General features: G+C 68.8%; 20 protein-coding genes. All 20 read right to left on the minus strand.

Annotated elements, in window-relative coordinates:
• Positions 1-25: 25 nt before the first annotated feature.
• On the minus strand, positions 26-676 hold the full coding sequence (locus ACOOHF_RS00890) for a DivIVA domain-containing protein (RefSeq protein WP_420463011.1): 651 nt from the start codon (positions 674-676) through the stop codon (positions 26-28).
• On the minus strand, positions 673-1371 hold the full coding sequence (locus ACOOHF_RS00895) for a YggS family pyridoxal phosphate-dependent enzyme (RefSeq protein WP_420463012.1): 699 nt from the start codon (positions 1369-1371) through the stop codon (positions 673-675). Before ACOOHF_RS00895 ends, ACOOHF_RS00890 begins: the two co-directional genes overlap by 4 nt.
• Positions 1372-1519: 148 nt before the next feature.
• Positions 1520-2176 (minus strand): energy transducer TonB, encoded by a 657-nt coding sequence (locus ACOOHF_RS00900; protein ID WP_420463013.1) that lies wholly within the window; start codon positions 2174-2176, stop codon positions 1520-1522.
• A 52-nt stretch (positions 2177-2228) separates the two neighbouring features.
• Positions 2229-2675 (minus strand): ExbD/TolR family protein, encoded by a 447-nt coding sequence (locus ACOOHF_RS00905; protein WP_419936578.1) that lies wholly within the window; start codon positions 2673-2675, stop codon positions 2229-2231.
• Positions 2676-3098: an ExbD/TolR family protein gene (locus tag ACOOHF_RS00910; RefSeq protein WP_419936577.1), complete on the minus strand. Its 423-nt coding sequence runs from the start codon at positions 3096-3098 to the stop codon at positions 2676-2678.
• A 32-nt stretch (positions 3099-3130) separates the two neighbouring features.
• Positions 3131-3799 (minus strand): MotA/TolQ/ExbB proton channel family protein, encoded by a 669-nt coding sequence (locus ACOOHF_RS00915; protein ID WP_419936576.1) that lies wholly within the window; start codon positions 3797-3799, stop codon positions 3131-3133.
• A gap of 68 nt (positions 3800-3867) precedes the next feature.
• On the minus strand, positions 3868-4752 hold the full coding sequence (gene cdaA, locus ACOOHF_RS00920) for a diadenylate cyclase CdaA (protein ID WP_420463014.1): 885 nt from the start codon (positions 4750-4752) through the stop codon (positions 3868-3870).
• The gene (gene folP / locus ACOOHF_RS00925) at positions 4752-5648 is read right to left on the minus strand and encodes a dihydropteroate synthase (RefSeq protein WP_420463015.1); all 897 of its coding nucleotides are present in this window, start codon (positions 5646-5648) and stop codon (positions 4752-4754) included. The genes cdaA and folP overlap by 1 nt, the downstream gene beginning before the upstream one ends.
• A 16-nt stretch (positions 5649-5664) precedes the next feature.
• Positions 5665-7662: an ATP-dependent zinc metalloprotease FtsH gene (gene ftsH / locus ACOOHF_RS00930; protein WP_419936573.1), complete on the minus strand. Its 1998-nt coding sequence runs from the start codon at positions 7660-7662 to the stop codon at positions 5665-5667.
• 38 nt (positions 7663-7700) lie between these two features.
• Positions 7701-8207 carry a hypoxanthine phosphoribosyltransferase gene (hpt, locus tag ACOOHF_RS00935; RefSeq protein WP_420464404.1) on the minus strand — a complete coding sequence of 169 codons (507 nt, stop codon included), beginning with the start codon at positions 8205-8207 and terminating at the stop codon, positions 7701-7703.
• A 76-nt stretch (positions 8208-8283) separates the two neighbouring features.
• The gene (tilS, locus tag ACOOHF_RS00940) at positions 8284-9621 is read right to left on the minus strand and encodes a tRNA lysidine(34) synthetase TilS (protein WP_420463016.1); all 1338 of its coding nucleotides are present in this window, start codon (positions 9619-9621) and stop codon (positions 8284-8286) included.
• A 34-nt stretch (positions 9622-9655) separates the two neighbouring features.
• Entirely contained in the window at positions 9656-9883 is a 228-nt protein-coding gene (locus ACOOHF_RS00945; protein WP_420463017.1) for a hypothetical protein, read from the minus strand.
• On the minus strand, positions 9880-10437 hold the full coding sequence (gene frr / locus ACOOHF_RS00950) for a ribosome recycling factor (RefSeq protein ID WP_419936569.1): 558 nt from the start codon (positions 10435-10437) through the stop codon (positions 9880-9882). Before frr ends, ACOOHF_RS00945 begins: the two co-directional genes overlap by 4 nt.
• A 47-nt stretch (positions 10438-10484) precedes the next feature.
• Positions 10485-11204, minus strand: a complete 720-nt coding sequence (gene pyrH, locus ACOOHF_RS00955) for a UMP kinase (protein WP_419936875.1) — start codon at positions 11202-11204, stop codon at positions 10485-10487.
• Positions 11201-12049, minus strand: coding sequence for a translation elongation factor Ts (gene tsf / locus ACOOHF_RS00960; RefSeq protein ID WP_420463018.1), 849 nt, complete (start codon positions 12047-12049; stop codon positions 11201-11203). Before tsf ends, pyrH begins: the two co-directional genes overlap by 4 nt.
• A gap of 93 nt (positions 12050-12142) precedes the next feature.
• Positions 12143-13123, minus strand: a complete 981-nt coding sequence (gene rpsB / locus ACOOHF_RS00965) for a 30S ribosomal protein S2 (protein ID WP_419936567.1) — start codon at positions 13121-13123, stop codon at positions 12143-12145.
• A 35-nt stretch (positions 13124-13158) separates the two neighbouring features.
• Positions 13159-13554, minus strand: a complete 396-nt coding sequence (rpsI, locus tag ACOOHF_RS00970; protein WP_419936566.1) for a 30S ribosomal protein S9 — start codon at positions 13552-13554, stop codon at positions 13159-13161.
• A gap of 41 nt (positions 13555-13595) precedes the next feature.
• Complete coding sequence (gene rplM / locus ACOOHF_RS00975) at positions 13596-14033, minus strand: 50S ribosomal protein L13 (protein WP_419936565.1); 438 nt, start codon at positions 14031-14033, stop codon at positions 13596-13598.
• 163 nt (positions 14034-14196) lie between these two features.
• The gene (locus ACOOHF_RS00980; RefSeq protein WP_419936564.1) at positions 14197-14934 is read right to left on the minus strand and encodes a sigma-70 family RNA polymerase sigma factor; all 738 of its coding nucleotides are present in this window, start codon (positions 14932-14934) and stop codon (positions 14197-14199) included.
• A 44-nt stretch (positions 14935-14978) separates the two neighbouring features.
• A complete protein-coding gene (gene lepB / locus ACOOHF_RS00985; RefSeq protein ID WP_419936563.1) occupies positions 14979-15821 on the minus strand; it encodes a signal peptidase I in 843 nt (280 codons plus the stop codon).
• Positions 15822-15871 lie beyond the last annotated feature (50 nt).

The raw sequence follows: 15871 nt of genomic DNA on the forward strand, positions 1-15871 counted from the left end.
GGCGTGGCGATCCCGCGAACTGCGGTCAGGTCGACGCCGCGCCCGAACCGCCGGCGTCGACCCGGGTAATCGACGGGTTCTGGATGGGGGGGTCCGCGGAGGACGCGGCGCGCGATCCGACATCCCCCGCCGCGGTCGAACCCCGCCCCGTCGACACCTCATCCGGATCGGACCGCAGCCGTTCAACCAGATGGCCGAGATCTTCTTTCCCGCTTCCGAACCGGGCGTCCTCGAAATCGAGGTATTCGTCGAATCGCTCGAACAACTTCCGCAGCGATCCGAGGAACTGGCCGCGCGTCGCCCGCAGGTCCTCGATCTTGTCCTGACAGAGACGGACCGCCTGTTCCGCGTCGTGGAGGACGGCGCGCGCGCGCGCCTCCGCCTCGTGGAGCCGCGCGGTGGCTTCCCGCTCCGCCTGAAGTCTGGTCTCCTCACGCAACTCCTGCGCGGCCAGCAACGCGTCGTTCAGGGCTCGTTCGCGCGTACGGTAGGTCTTGAGCTGCTGCTCCAGTTCCTCGACCCGGGCGCCAGACGTGGCGCTCTCCCGCATGTGGCGCTCCAGGGCGTCGGCCACGACGGTGAGAAAAGCGTCGACCTTCCGCGGGTCGTACCCCCGCAGGGTGCGCCTGAAGTCGTCCTTCTTGTTGCGGACATCGAGCGGTGTCAGGTCGATCATCGCTCCCCCAGTAACACGGTCCCCAGCCGCAGCCGGGTGCTTCCCTCCTCGACCGCGATCTCGAAGTCGTTGCTCATCCCCATCGAGAGCACATCGCCCCCGAACTCCGGAATCTCGTCCCGGCAGCGGGCCAGCAGGCTCGCCGCACCCCGGAAGACCGGCCGCAGCACCGCCTCGTCGTTCGTGAACGGCGCCATGGCCATGAGGCCCCGGACGCGCAGCCCGGGCAGAGCGCAGATCTCGCGCACGGCGTCGACCGCGCTCTCGCCGGCGAACCCCGCCTTCATGGCCTCACCGGACGGGTTGACCTGAACGAGCACCTCCGCCGGACCGAGCCGCTCCTCTTCGACGATGCGGCTGAGTGTCCTCGCCAGCATGACGCTGTCCACCGACTCGACCACGTCGAACAACCTGAGGGCCCGCCGCGCCTTGTTGCGCTGCAGCCGACCGATCAGGTGCCAGGCGACACCCGGCGTCGCACCCAGCGCCGACCGCTTCGCTTCGGCTTCCGGCACCCGGTTCTCGCCGATCCGGGCCAGGCCGAGTTCCCCCACGATCTCGATCGCGCGGGCCGGGTGGCCCTTCGTGACCGGCAGGATCTCGACATCGTCGGGGCGCCGTCCCGCTCTCCCGGCCGCCGCCTCGATCCGCTGCAACACCCGCGCCAGCCGGGCCTCGACGTCGTCTCTCGTCACGCCGGCACAGTCTACGCGCGCGCGCGCGCCGATGCGAGCGGGCCCGCCGGGAGCCAGCGTCCGCAGCAACAAGAAAAAGCGCCCGGCGCCGCGGGAGCGACGCCGGGCGCGAAGCCGAGCCGGTGAGCCGACCCTGGTGTGGGGAGCGTTATACCACCTGGAACGTCACCCACTGCGAAACCCAGACCGCCGTAACCTTGTCGCGGTTCTTGGCCGGCGTGAACCGCATCGCCTGGACCACCTTCCCCGACGCCTCGTCGAGCAACTGATTACCGGATGAGGTCTTGACCTCGAAGTTCCCGACGGTGCCGTCCTCGGTCACGTACAGCCACAGTTCGACGCGCCCGCCGATCCCCAGGTCCTTCAGCGTCCGCGGGTATTCGCGCTCGAGGATCCGTTGTACTTCCGGCTGGTTCGTCATCACGGGGTCCGTGTCGAACGGGATGAACGAGGGCCGGTCCGCGGGGCTGCTCCCGGCGGGAGGCGGGGGCAGGTTCTCGGTCTGGACCGACTCGAAGGTCGTCGGCGCGATCGTGATGTCCTCGGAGATGTCGACCGAGGCGACCCTCGGAGTGGCCGGACGGGCGATCGCCTCCGGCGGAGGCGGAATCTTGACCTCCGGCGGGAAATTCACCGCCTCGATCTCGGTGGAGACGGTGCCCAGATCCGCGGCCTCGAAGGGCCGGACGAGGACGAACAAGCCGAAGTGGAGCCCGACCGCGGCCAGCAGGCCGAAGTGTGTCCAGTTCGCGCTGGCATGCTTGAACTGGTCGTTCGCGGTGAGCCGAATGCCGGTGTCTTCCATCGAATTTTCTCCCGGTCGTTTGGCAGCTGTGGCAAGCGCCGTGCTGCGTTCCCTAGCGCCGAGCCCGCATGGCGCGCTGCTCGAGTCGAGTGGCGAACGTCACGCGAACCGCGCCCGCCGCCTGCAATTCCTCGGTGATCGTGTTGATCTGGTGGTACGGGACTTCCGAGTCGCCCCGAATCGCCACCACGACTTCACGATTCTCGGCGTAGATGGGGCGAACCACCTCCGAGATCTCCTCGAAAGGCGTCAGGACGTCGTTGATCCAGACGGAGCCCTCGCGCTGGATCCAGATATGGAGGATGTTTTTCCGCTTCTCGTCGATCTTCTCGGTGGCCTCCGCGTTCGTCCACTCGATGTCGCGGTTGCGTTCCTTCCGGAAGACGGTCGTGACCATGAAAAAGATGAGAAGCAGGAACGCGATGTCGGCCATCGAAGAGGTGGGGATCGTGCTGTCCGATCCCGACTTTTTCTTGAACCCGCTGTCCTTGATGGCCATCTAGTTCTCCATTTCCTGAAGCGAGATTCGCTCGGCGCCCGAAAGCTTGACCTCGTCGAGCACATTGACCATGTGCCGGTACGCGGCATCCGGATGCGTCTGGATCGCGGCGATGAGGTTGGCGTTGCCGGCCAGTTCGGTGCGGAGGATGTTCGCCACCTGCGTGTGCGCGACGACCTGCTCCTGCTCGCTCTCTCCCCGTCGCACGACCACGCGCCCATCGGGCTGCACGATGAAGAAGATCAGGTTCCTCCCGGAGACATCCACTTCCTCGGACTGCTCCGGAAGCACGATCGGGAGCCCCCGTTCCTCGTTGAAGACGGTCGTCGTGAGAAAGAAGACCAGAAGCAGGAACGCGATGTCGGCCATCGAAGAGGTCGGAATCTCGTCCGACACCTTCTGCTTGCGCTTCATGATCGCCATGTGGTCGTCTCTTTTTTCGGTGGTCTCGTGTCTCAGGCCGTGTGCCGATGGCCGCGGTCTTCGAGGTCCCAGATGAGCCCCAGCACTTCCTGCGCGCCCTCCTCCATGTCGAGGATGAGGCGGTCGATCCGGGTCACGAAATAGTTGTAGCCGATGTTGACCGGGATCGCGATCGAGAGGCCGGTGGCCGTCGTGATCAGCGCCACCTTGATGCCGCCGGCGACGAGACCGGGCTCGACCTGACCCGCGATCTCGATGGCCTGGAAGGCGAGGATCATGCCGATCACGGTCCCGAGGAAACCGAGCATGGGGGCGACGTTGGCGATCGTGCCGAGAACGGTGAGACCGCGCTCGAGGAAGTCGAGTTCGATCACGCCCGTCGTGGCGATGGCCTTCTGGATATCCTTCCCGTCCGCCCGGGCGCCGGCGCGCCGATCGCGGAGCCGGCGAAGCCCGGCGAGGAGGATCGCGGCGACCGGCCCGCGCGTCTCCTCGGCCGTCGCGATCGCCTCGCCCAGCCGGCCGCTCATGCCCAGTGTCTCGATCTCGCGAAGGAGCTTCCGCGAGTCGCGATGGGCGACCGTGAGCGTCCACGCCTTGGCCAGCATCACGCCGATCGCGATAAGGGAGCAGAGGATCAGCGGGTACATCATGAATCCGCCGTCCGTGAACAGTGTCAGCAGTTCGTACTGATTGTCCATGTGACCTGCCCGTGGAGGTGGGGTGGCCTTGCCGTAACACGCAAGTTTAGGGATGAGGCCGACCGGCGTCAAACGATCTGCGGCGCCTCCTCCTCGCGGGCCGTGACCACGTCCCCGTCCGCTCCCGGCAGGGCGGAAGTCTCGGACTCCGCCTCCGGCGCGGCGGGGCCCGGTTCCGTCGCCGCCACGCCGGCCGCGAGGTGATCCCGCAACTGCCCGGGCGTCAGGTTCCGGCGCAGGACGCCGCGCCGCGCGAGGGAGATCTGGCTCGTCTCCTCCGACACGACGACGACATACGCGTCCGTCTCTTCCGACAGCCCGAGCGTCGCCCGGTGGCGCGTGCCCAGCGTCTTGTCGCTCAGGGGATACTGCGTGAGCGGCAGGTGCACGCCGGCCGCGACGATCTCTCCGCCGCGCACGACCACGGCCCCGTCGTGCAGGGGAGACTGCGGCGTGAAGAGCGAGACGAGCAGGCTGGCCGAGACGTCGGCCCGGAGGCGCGTGCCCGTCTTCTCGATGTACTCCTCCAGCGACAGTTCCCGCTCGATCGCGATGATGGCCCCGGTCCCGGCGCGGGACAGTTCCGCCGAGGCCTTCGCGATCTCGTCGGCCACCGCCTGGCTGCGTTCCTCGAGCCGGGTGAGGACGCTGAGAACGGGGCTGCGACCGATGCGGGCGAGCGCACTCCGCAGTTCCGGATGGAAGACGACGATGAGCGCGAAGGCGCCGTACGTGAACGCCTGGGAGAGGATGGATTCGATGAGACTGAGGCGAAGCCAGCCCGCCGTCGCGTAGACCGCGACGAGGAGAACCAGGCCGAACAGCATCTGGAACGCGCGCGTCCCGGACCACAGGATGAGCACGCGGTACATGAGCACCGCGACGACCGTGATCTCGAAGAGATCCAGCAGGTCGATCTGCAGGAGCCGGACATAGTTCCAGATCGCGCCCATCAGCCCTGTCCTCCCGCCGCACGCGCACGGCTCGGCCCGGGAGCCTTCCGCGCGGCGATCGCGGCCTCGACGGTCAGCGCCTCGCGGGTCTCCCGAACATCGTGGACCCGCAGCACATCCGCACCTCCGCGCGCGGCGGCCAGGCAGGCGGCGACCGAGCCCGCGACCCGGTCGCGCGGCCGGACAGCGAGCAGCGCGCCGAGGAAGGACTTCCGCGAAGGTCCGATCCACACCGGCGCGTCGATCGCGGCGATCTCATCGAGCCGGGCCAGCAGTTCGAGGTTACCCTCGACCGACTTGCCGAACCCGAGGCCCGGGTCGACCGCGACCTGCCGGGGGGCGCAGCCGGCCTCGAGCGCCGCACGCCGGGCGGCGACGAGAGCGGCCCGGACCTCGCACACGACATCGCCGTACCGCGTATCCCGCTGCATGGTCCTCGGCGTCCCCCGCATGTGCATGAGGACGAGGCCCGCCCCCGTCCGCGCGGCGAGCGCGGCGAGTCCCGGATCCCGCCGCAGAGCCGTCACATCGTTGATCGCGGCCGCTCCCGCGTCGAGTGCCCGTTCCGCCACCGCGAGCCTTGACGTGTCCACGGAGATGGGGATCGGCAGGTCCCGCAGCCCCCCGAGGACGGGTTCCAGCCGGGCCCACTCCTCACGGGCGGGTATCGAAGCCGCTCCGGGCCGCGTCGACTCGGCTCCGATGTCGAGAACGGCCGCTCCCTCCTCCACGATCTCCCAGGCTCGCGCGACCGCCGCGCCCGGGTCCACGAAACACCCTCCATCGGAGAACGAATCGGGCGTCACGTTGAGGACTCCCGCGATCGCGGGTCTGTCGAGCGGGATCTCGCGATCCAGCAGTCGCCAACTGCGCGCCGGCCCGGTCGCCGAGAGCACGGTCCGCGCCCGACGGTCAGGCCGGGGCCGGGGCGGGCTCGCCTCCGGCGCCCTCGAGCGGACGCTCGCGCCGCGGGACCGGTTCGGCGGCGAGTTCCGGGGCCGGCGGAGCGGGTGCCACCGCCGGAGCCCGTAACTCCCTGCCCTCCGCGAGGCGCGTCGTGTCCTCCGAGTCGAGCGTCTCCCGCTCCAGCAGGGCCTCCGCGATTCGCTCGAGCAGGTCCTGGTTCTCCTCGAGCACCGTCCTCGTCGCCGCGTAGGCCTCATCGAGGATCCGCTTGATCTCGCTGTCCACCAGTTCGGCCGTCTTCTCGCTCACTTCCCGGCGCTGTGAGAGATCGCGCCCCAGGAACACTGCGTGTTCACGGTCGCCCACCGTCATGGCGCCCACGGCGGGCGACATGCCGAACTGGGTGACCATGCGGCGGGCGAGATCCGTCACGCGTTCGATGTCGTTGCCCGCGCCCGTCGTGATCTTGCTGTTGCCGAACTTCATCTCCTCGGCCACGCGACCGCCGAACAGCATCTTCAGCTGGCCCTCGAGCCACCCCTTGGTGTAGTTGTGGCGATCCTCCTCGGGCAGGGACGCCGTGAGCCCCATGGCCCGCCCTCTCGGGATGATCGTGACCTTGTGCAGCGGGTCCAGTCCGGGAACGCGAAGCGCAACCACCGCGTGCCCCGCCTCGTGGTAGGCGGTGACCTTCCGCTCCTCATCGGAGATGACCATGCTTCGCCGCTCGGTGCCGAGCATGACCTTGTCCTTGGCCCGCTCGAACTCCTCCATGTACACGCGGTCCTTGTCGTCCCTCGCGGCGAGGAGCGCCGCCTCGTTGACGACGTTCTCGATGTCCGCGCCCGAGAGTCCGGGCGTCCCCTTGGCCAGGACCGAGAGGTCGACGTCCTCGGCGAGCGGGATCTCCTGCGTGTGGACGCGGAAGATCCCCTCGCGCCCCCTGATGTCCGGGTTGTCCACCACGATCTGGCGGTCGAAGCGGCCCGGACGCAGGAGCGCGGGATCCAGCACATCGGGTCGGTTCGTGGCCGCCAGCAGGATCACCCCCTCGTTCGACGCGAACCCGTCCATCTCCACGAGCAGCTGGTTGAGCGTCTGCTCACGCTCGTCGTGCCCGCCGCCGAGCCCGGCGCCTCGGTGGCGACCCACCGCGTCGATCTCATCGATGAAGATGATGCAGGGGGCCTGCGCCTTCCCCTGCTCGAACAGGTCCCGGACGCGCGAGGCGCCCACGCCGACGAACATCTCCACGAAATCGGACCCCGACATCGAGAAGAACGGCCGCGCGGCCTCGCCCGCCACCGCCCGCGCGAGGAGGGTCTTCCCCGTTCCCGGCGGTCCCACGAGGAGGGCCCCCTTCGGGAGACGTCCTCCGAGCCGCGAGAACTTCCGGGGGTCCTTGAGGAACTCGATGATCTCCTGGAGTTCCTCCTTCGCCTCGTCACATCCCGCCACGTCGGCGAAGGTGATCTTCGGCGTGTCGCCGCTCAGCAGCCGCGCCTTCGACTTCCCGAAGCTGAAGGCCCTCGAGCCCCCCGCCTGCATCTGCCGGAAGACGAAGAGCCAGAGGCCGATGATGAGGAGCCAGGGCAGGATGGAGATGAGGATGCCGACCCAGTTGCTGCCGGCCGGCAGCGTCTCGATCGTCACGTCGGCCGCGAGGAGTTCGGCCATCAGTTCATCGCCGATCTCCCTCGTCGGGAGCAGGAGGTGGAACGCATCGATCCGCGCCTCGTCGGAACCGATCGGCTGCCTGAGCCGGCCCGCCACTTCTCCGGTGCCGAGGCGGACCTCGATCGACGCCACGTTCCCCTGCGTCGCCTGCTCGCGGAACGCCGTGTAGCTGAGCTGCTCCCGCGCTTCCCGTCCGGCCCCCATGAACTGGAGGATGGCGACGGGGATGAGGATGATGAGGGCCCAGAACGACGCGGTCCTGAGCAGGCGGTTCATCCGCCCCGAGGGATCTTTCCTCTCCGGGCGCTGCGGTTCGTCTTGTCGCATCTCGATCTATCCCGACTCCGGCGGATCCGAACGCGTCCTCACGCGCCGGGACTCGCTATGAACGGCAGGTGGCGGAAATCCTCCGCGTAATCCAGTCCATACCCCACAAGGAAGTCATTGGGTGCATCGAAGCCAACCCATCGCGGTTCCCAGGCCAGGTCCTTCGCGACCCGCTTGTGCAGAAGGGCGCAGATCTCGAGCGAGGCGGGGCCTCTCTCGGCGACGCCGCCGCACAACTGATTCAGCGTGGTCCCGCTGTCCACGATGTCTTCCACGATGATGACGTGCCGACCTTCCATCGGCGCCCTGGGATCGTAGAGCAGTTCCACCGCGCCCGAGGACTCCGTGCCGGCGCCGTAGCTCGACGCCACCAGGAAGTCTACCTGAAGAGGCCGCCGGATGCGGCGGACGAGGTCGCCCATGAAGACGAACGAACCCTTGAGCAGCCCCAGGAGCAGCACATCGGACTCCGGTGGATACGCGGCTGTGATCTCGGCTCCTATTTCGGCGACACGCTCGGCGATTTCGGACGCGGAGTATACCACCCGCCCCAGGGGACGGCCCCCCGCGCAGGCGAGGAACTGTCGCTCCGCATCCTCCGGTGCATCCGGACGGGCCGGATCAGCGCTCGATGACGCCAATGGCGAACCATGTTCTTTCGGGGTCGGGGGACTCGACGGCCCTTGTGGCGTGGCCCACGACCCACAGGACTTTCTGGTCGGCGCCGACGACGACCGGGACTCCCGGCCGCTCCGATGCGGGCACGCGCCGCTCATTCAGGAGCTTCGTGAGTTTTCGGGAGCCGACCGGCATCCGGATCCGGTCCCCGGGACGCGGTCCCCGTACGCGCAGCGGGAACCGGATCGCGCTGCCGGGCAGCGCCGTCGCCCAGCGTTCCGTTCCCTCGAGCGTCCCCCACCGGACCTCGTAACGGCTGCCGCCGATCCGCGCCCCTTCGCGTCCCGAGCCCGTCTCGCCGATCTCCACCTCCAGGTCGGGCCGCGGGTCCCGGCGCTGCCGCACCCGGAGCCGATCGAACTCCCGCTCCAGGCGAAGGCCGGCCGCGATGTCCACGCCGTGCCCGCTCGTACCGCCGCTCATGAACGCGACCCCGGCCCGGGTCCCGCGCCGCGAGAGACGAAAACCCGCGTCGCGCGCGACCTTCCGCAGCATGCGCGCGCGCGCCGCTCGATCATACCGGAGCAACCCGAAGCGGGCAATTTGAGCCCCGAGGGGAGTCTTCCGGTATCCGGCGGTCGCGAGCTGACGCCGGGCGCGCGACTCCAGACCCTCGTCGGCCTCGAGCGCGTGGCGGGCGAGTTCGGCCACCAGCGGCCGAAGGGCCTCCCCGGCGTACTCGGACAGCGCGGGCACGAGGCCATGGCGAACCCTCGAGCGGCGATAGCGGGCATCCAGGTTGGCCGGGTCTTCGATCCACTCGCGGCCCTCGGCCCGAAGGTAGTCCCGGAGTTCTTCGCTCCCGAACCCGAGCAGCGGGCGTACGAACGCGCCGCGGCGGGCCGGGATGCCGGCCAGACCCCGAAAGCCGGTCCCCCGCAGCAGGTTCAGCAGCACGGTCTCGACGTGGTCGTCGCGCTGGTGCCCCAGCGCGACCCGCGCCGCCCCCGCGCGACGCCGTGCAGCGGCGAGAAAGGCGTAACGCGCGGCCCGGTAGTCCGCCTGCCCCCCCCGCAGCGCGTGAGCCCGGCCGATCCGGCACGGCACTCCGGCGCTTCGGCAGAGTTCGGCGGCCCGCGCCGCCCGCTCCGCGCTCCCGGCCCGCAACCCGTGGTCGAAGTGGGCGGCCGCCAACCGCAGACGCCGGGACTCGCGGATCCCGCACAGCAGGTGGAGCAGAGCCAGCGAGTCGGGGCCGCCGGAGAACGCGACGAGGACCGAAGAGCCCCCGGGCAGGAGATCCGGCGCGGCCAGCAGGGCGCGTCGAAACCGCGCCTCCACGTCGCGGCCGACGTCGCCCGCGGTCCGCGGGGCGCTAGGACTTCGTGGGCGGGCCACGATCCCGCCAGGCCGCCGGGCCGCGGCGGAAGTCCAGCTCCTCGGCCACCGCGACTCCGAACTTCGGCGGCTCGGGCAGGCGCCCGAACTCGATCTCCGACGGGGGTCTCCCGGCAGCCCCCCGCTTGCGCGCGTGTTCCCACACGCGGTCGCGCCCCTGAACGTAGGCGCGGAGGGCCCCGGCGACGTTGCGCGCTCTTCTCAAACCTCCATCACCTCCGCTTCCTTCCGGGCCAGGAGTTCGTCGATCTTCTTCACGTACTCGTCGGTGAACTCCTGCACGTCGCCCATCGTGCGCCGGCAGATGTCCTCGCCGACATCCCCCTCCCGCTGCATCCGGAGGAGTTGCTCCCGCGCCTCGTGCCTCGCGCGGCGGATCGACACTCTGCCCTCCTCCGCCATCCGGTGCAGAACCTTCACGAATTCGCGGCGGCGCTCCTCGGTCAGAGGCGGGATGGGCACGCGCACGCGAGGCCCATCCACGGAGGGGTTGAGTCCGAGGTCACCGCTCTGGATCGCCTTGGCGACCTGTTTCGCGATGTTCGGATCGTAGGGCTGCACCACGAGCATCGTCGGCTCGGGGGCGCTCACGTTGGCCACCTGCCTGAGCTGGACCAGCCCCCCGTACGCATCGACGCGCACACCGTCGAGAATCGCCGGCGTGGCCTTGCCGGTACGGACCGTGGCGAATTCCCTCCCGATGGCGTCGATCGCGTTGTCCATCGCCTCGAGGGCGTTCTCGAGCGTCTCCTCCGGCACCGTCCCCTCCGATCTTTCGCGCGCCCCGGACACGGGTCGCGTTCCGGCTACTCGACGAGCGTCCCGATCCTGTCGCCCTGCAACGCAGCCAGGATTGCACCCGGCCGCTTGATGTTCAAGACGACGATGGGCAGGCCGTTGTCCTTGCACAGCGAGATCGCGGCCGAGTCCATGACGCCGAGTTCCCGCGTCATCACCTCCAGATAGCTGATCTCCTCGATCAGATCGGCGCTCGGATCGGTCTCCGGGTCCGCCGTGTACACGCCGTCCACGCGCGTCGCCTTGAGGATCACGTCGGCTTCCATCTCAATGGCCCGGAGCACGGCCGCCGTGTCGGTGGAAAAATACGGATTCCCCGTTCCGCCGGCGAAGATGACGACCCGCCCCTTCTCGATGTGGCGCAGGGCCCGGCGCCGGATGTATGGCTCGGCGAGCGCCTCCATCCGGATCGCCGACATCACCCGCGTCTCGACCCCGGATCGCTCGAGCATGTCCTGGAGCGCCATCGCGTTGATGACCGTCGCCAGCATGCCCATGTAGTCGGCGTTCACGCGGTCCATCCCCCGCTCGCTCGCGACCGTGCCACGAACGATGTTGCCCCCGCCGACGACGAGCCCGAGGCGGACGCCGCTGCGGTGAACCTTCCGGATCTCGCGGGTGAGTTCCTCGATGACGGGCGGATCGATTCCGAACCCGCGCCGCCCCGCGAGCGACTCGCCCGAGAGCTTTACGACGGCGCGACGGTACTTCAGGTCGGGGAGGCTCAGCCGCCCACCTCGAGGCGGACGAAGCGGCGCACGGTGAGATCCCGGCCCGCCTCGGCCAGCAGCTCCTTCACCGTCCGGTCGGGATCGCGCACATAGCTCTGCCAGAGAAGAGCGTTCTCCTCGAAGAACTTGCGCATGCGTCCCGCGACGATCTTCTCGGTGATCGCAGGCGGCTTGCCCTGCTCGAGCGCCTGTTCGGTGAGCAATGCCCGCTCGCGCTCGACCAGCTCCGCCGGGATGTCGTCCGGGGACACGCCACGGGGGTTCGTGGCCGCGGCGTGCATGGCGACCCCGCGGGCGGTCTCCACCGCCGCGTCACCCGAGTCCGAGATTTCGACGAGGACGCCGATCCGGTTGCCGAAATGGACGTACGAGGCGAACGCGCCCCCCTCACCGAGGTCGTACCGCACCGCGCGCCCCAGCTGGATGTTCTCGCCGACCTGCACCCTCAGTTCGTTGAGCCGGCTCTCGACCTCGCCGCCGCCCTCGAGGCGGAGGAGCGCCTCTCCTTCCAGGGTCTCACCGTCGCCGATGGGCAGATCGAACATCCGCTCCGCGAACTCCCTGGCGAAGCTCTCGAACGCCTCGCTGCGGGCCACGAAGTCCGTCTCGCTCAACACCTCGACCATCGAGGCGGACCCGTCGCGCTTCGCGACCCGGATCGTCCCCTCGGATACGGTGCGCGCCACGCGCTTGGCCGCCTTGGCGGCCCCCGTCTTCCGCAGCAGGTCGATCGCGCGCTCCGCGTCGCCCCGCGCCTCGACAAGCGCCTTCTTGCAGTCCATCATCCCGGCGCCTGTCCGGTCCCGGAGCGCTTTCACCGCCCCGGCCGTGATCTGCGTCATGATCCCTTGACTCCTCCTCTCGCGCTCCTCGCTGGCCCCGCACCACCGCGGCGCGTAATGGCAAAAAAAAGGGCCACCGAAGTGGCCCCCGGCTCACTCGCGGCCTGATTCTCCCTCGTCGGCAGCCACCGCCTCCGCGGAGGACGCCACCGGCGCGGGGGCTTCTTCCCCGTTCGCCCCCGACTCACCCTCACCCGCGGCGGGGTCGGCCGATCCCTCATCGGCCTCGGTCACCGGGGGGTGGTGCCGTCGTTGCGCGATGACTTCCGGACGCGGCTTGCGCCTCGGCCGCTTGCGGCGCGAATCGCCCGTCGCGGGCGTGTCGGCCACGCCGCCCGCATCGCTCGAATAGGTGTACGCCTTCGATTCCTTCTCTTTCTGTCCGACATCGGGAATCTCGCGACGCGCCGCTTCGACGACGTCCGCGACCGAACTGGTGATCAGCGAGACCGAGCGGATCGCGTCATCGTTCCCCGCGATCGCGATCGTGAGCAGATCCGGATCGGCGTTCGTGTCGGCGATCGCCACGACGGGAATCCCGAGACGGTTCGCCTCGCGCACCGCGATCTCCTCCCGGTTGGAGTCCACCACGAAGACGAGCCCCGGCAGCCGAGTCATGTCCTTGATCCCGGACAGATAGCGGTCGAGCTTCTCGCGCTCGCGCTCGAGCAGGAGCCGCTCCTTCTTGGTATAGAACTCGAAGGCCCCTTCCTCGGTGCCGCGTTCCAGTTCCTTCAGACGGGTGATGTTCTTCTTGATCGTCTGGAAGTTCGTGAGCATCCCGCCCAGCCAGCGCTCCGTGACGTAGAACGATCCGGACCGTTGGGCCTCTTCCCGCACGACGCGCGCGAGCTGCGGTTTCGTGCAGACGAAGAGGATGGACTTACCGGCCACCACCGTCTCCCTGACGAGTTCGTGCGCCCGCTCGAGCTCGCGCTGCGTCTTCTTGAGGTCGATCAGGTAGATTCCGCCGGATTCAGCAAAGATGTACTTCCGCATCTTCGGGTTCCAGCGATGCGTCTGGTGCCCGAAATGCACTCCGGCCTTCAACAGGTCCTTCAACGCGACACCCATGCGCTCGGCTTTCCGCCTTCCCGCTATCGTTCCGTTTATCGTTTGGAGAACTGGAAGCGCTTGCGCGCCTTCGGACGGCCCGGCTTCTTCCGCTCGACGACCCGCGGATCCCGGGTCAGCATGCCGTGGGCACGCAGGGTGCGTCGCCGGTCCTCGTCCATCGCGAGCAGGGCGCGTGCGATACCCAGACGCGTCGCCTCCGCCTGGCCGGTGACTCCGCCCCCCCGCACCCGAACGGTGATGTCATACAGGCTCGCGGCTTCCGTCACCTCGAGCGGCGCCGAGACGAGGGAACGGTGCCGCGGAATCGTGAAGTACTCGTCGAACGGTCGGCCGTTCACCCTGACCGTCCCCGCGCCCTCCTTCATCAGAACTCGCGAGACCGACGCCTTGCGCCGTCCCACCGACTGAACCTGTTCCGTTGCCGCCAACTCTCTTCTCCCTGATCGTTCCGCGCGAGCCGACTCGTCCGCTAGCCCGCGACCGTCTCGAAGGGCCGCGGACCTTGCGGCGTGTGGGGATGCTCCGCCCCCCCGTAGACCCTCAACTTCCCGAGCATCTTCCGCCCGAGGGTGTTCTTGGGGAGCATGCCCTTCACGGCCAGCCGGATCACCCGCTCGGGATACCGCGCGAGCATGCGCCGGAAGGGGATGAACCGCTCGCCGCCCATGTATCCGGAGTGTCGGAAATACTCTTTCTGGTCGGCCTTGTTTCCGGTCAGCCGCACGCGCCCGGCGTTGATCACGACGACGTAGTCGCCCGTGTCGAGGTGCGGGCTGTAGATCGGCTTGTGCTTTCCGCGAAGGACGGTCGCGACCTGGGTCGCGAGACGACCGAGCACCTGATCCGTGGCGTCGACCACGAACCATTCCCTCTCGATCTCACCCGCCTTTACAGAATACGTCTTCATCCGTTCTGCCTATCGCAAAAAAACCGCCCGGCAGGTTGGTTGCCGAGCGTATGACGACCGCGGAACCCATGCGGGTTGCGCGATAGCCCGTAATGCTACCCCGGCGTTCGTGTGAAGTCAATCACGGCGGACATGGGCACGGATCCGGCGGGGAGCGGCCGCCTCACCTCTCCGGTTTCGTCGCGGGAAACCGCCACGCGCCGCCCGGACCGCCGGAATCCACGAACCCGCGCAGCCCGTGCCTCTCGGCGCCGGCACGGAGCCGGGACAGCGCGCGCTCCTTGAGTTGGCGCGCCCGTTCACGAGAGACGTCGAGTTCGACGGAGATGTCGGAAAGCGATTGGGAATCCTCGAACCCCAGTCCGAAGTACCGGCGCAGGACCTCGCGCTCGCGGGGCGGCAGATCGGTGAGGCTCGCCTCGATCGCGTCGCGAAGCCGGTCTCGCACCACGCCGGCGCCCGGCTCCGGCGTCCGCTCGTCCGGGAGCAGTTCCTCGAGCGTGCAGGCGGCGCCGGGCGCGACGTGATCGAGCGACAGCCGGAGCGGCGCCGGTTCGCCGGGCGAGGGGCGTTCGTCCTGGCCCGCGATGGCCTGCAACATCGCCCGCCGGACCCAGAAATGCGCGTAGCTGACGAAGCGCACGCCGCGATCCGGATCGAACCGGTCGGCCGCGCGGACCAGCCCCAGATTCCCCTCGTTGACGAGGTCCGGGAACGGCACGCCGCGCCCGCGATAGCTTCGCGCGACCGAGACGACGAAGCGAAGGTTGGCGCGGACCAGGCGGCGGCGTGCGGCGAGGTCGCCGGCCCGGATCTTCCGCGCCAGTTCCACCTCGTCCTCCATGTCGAGCAATCGCTCGCGCCCGATGTCGGCCAGGTATCGTTCGAAGCTTCGAACCATTCTCGCTCGCGTCCGCGTTGCCGCCGGCACGGGCGGCGGGAGGTTCAGTCGATGCCGCGCAGGATGCGGCTCCAGCGAATGTCGGTGAGCCAGGACCAGTGGCCCTTCGGCTCGCGCTCGTACGAGTAGTACACCAGCATGGGCCGGCCCCGGATCGCATCTCTCGGGACGAAGCCCCAGTAGCGGGAGTCCTCGGAATTCGACCGGTTGTCGCCCATGACGAAGTAGTGGTCGCCCGGGACGACGAGGGGTCCCCAGTTGTTCCGGGTCGGCAGGTACCCCGCGCGGCGCGCGCGGCCGGTCAGGAAGCGGCGCTGCCACTCGAACTTCGGACTCGGCGCATCGGGGAAGTTCGACGCTGCCTGTACGTAGGGCTCCTGGAGCGGGAGGCCGTTCACGAACAGCTGCGCCCGCTGCATGCGCAACGTATCCCCGGGCATCCCGACGATGCGTTTCACGTAATTCGTGCGGGGGGGTTGATCGGCGGATTCCGGCGGCTCGAACACGATCACGTCCCCGCGGCCCGGCGTATCGAACGCGGGGAGTTCGAGGGCGGTGCCCGGGATCTCGGCGCCGTACACCATCTTGTTCACAAGCAGGAAGTCGCCGATGAGGAGCGTGCTCTCCATCGACGCGGTCGGGATCTGGAAGGCCTCGACGACGAACGTGCGGATGAAGAGGAAGAGGATGAGCGCGATGAAGATCGACTTCGTCCACTCCCACAACCATCGGCCGACGGACGCGTCGCGGCCCGCGCGGGCGCGGGTCGGGGGCGTCAGGAGCTTCCGCGCCCCGCCCCTGATCGGCTCCGCTTTCTCAGCCGGTCGTTCCTCCATGCCCGCCTCCATGCCCGCCTTCCCTTCTCCACGCTCCGCCGATCGGCTCACCCGTTCCGGTTTCCGCTCCGGCACCTTCTCCCAATGATTTGAGGGAAGGC

The organism is Candidatus Palauibacter sp. (assembly GCF_965216145.1).
Classification (GTDB): domain Bacteria; phylum Gemmatimonadota; class Gemmatimonadetes; order Palauibacterales; family Palauibacteraceae; genus Palauibacter.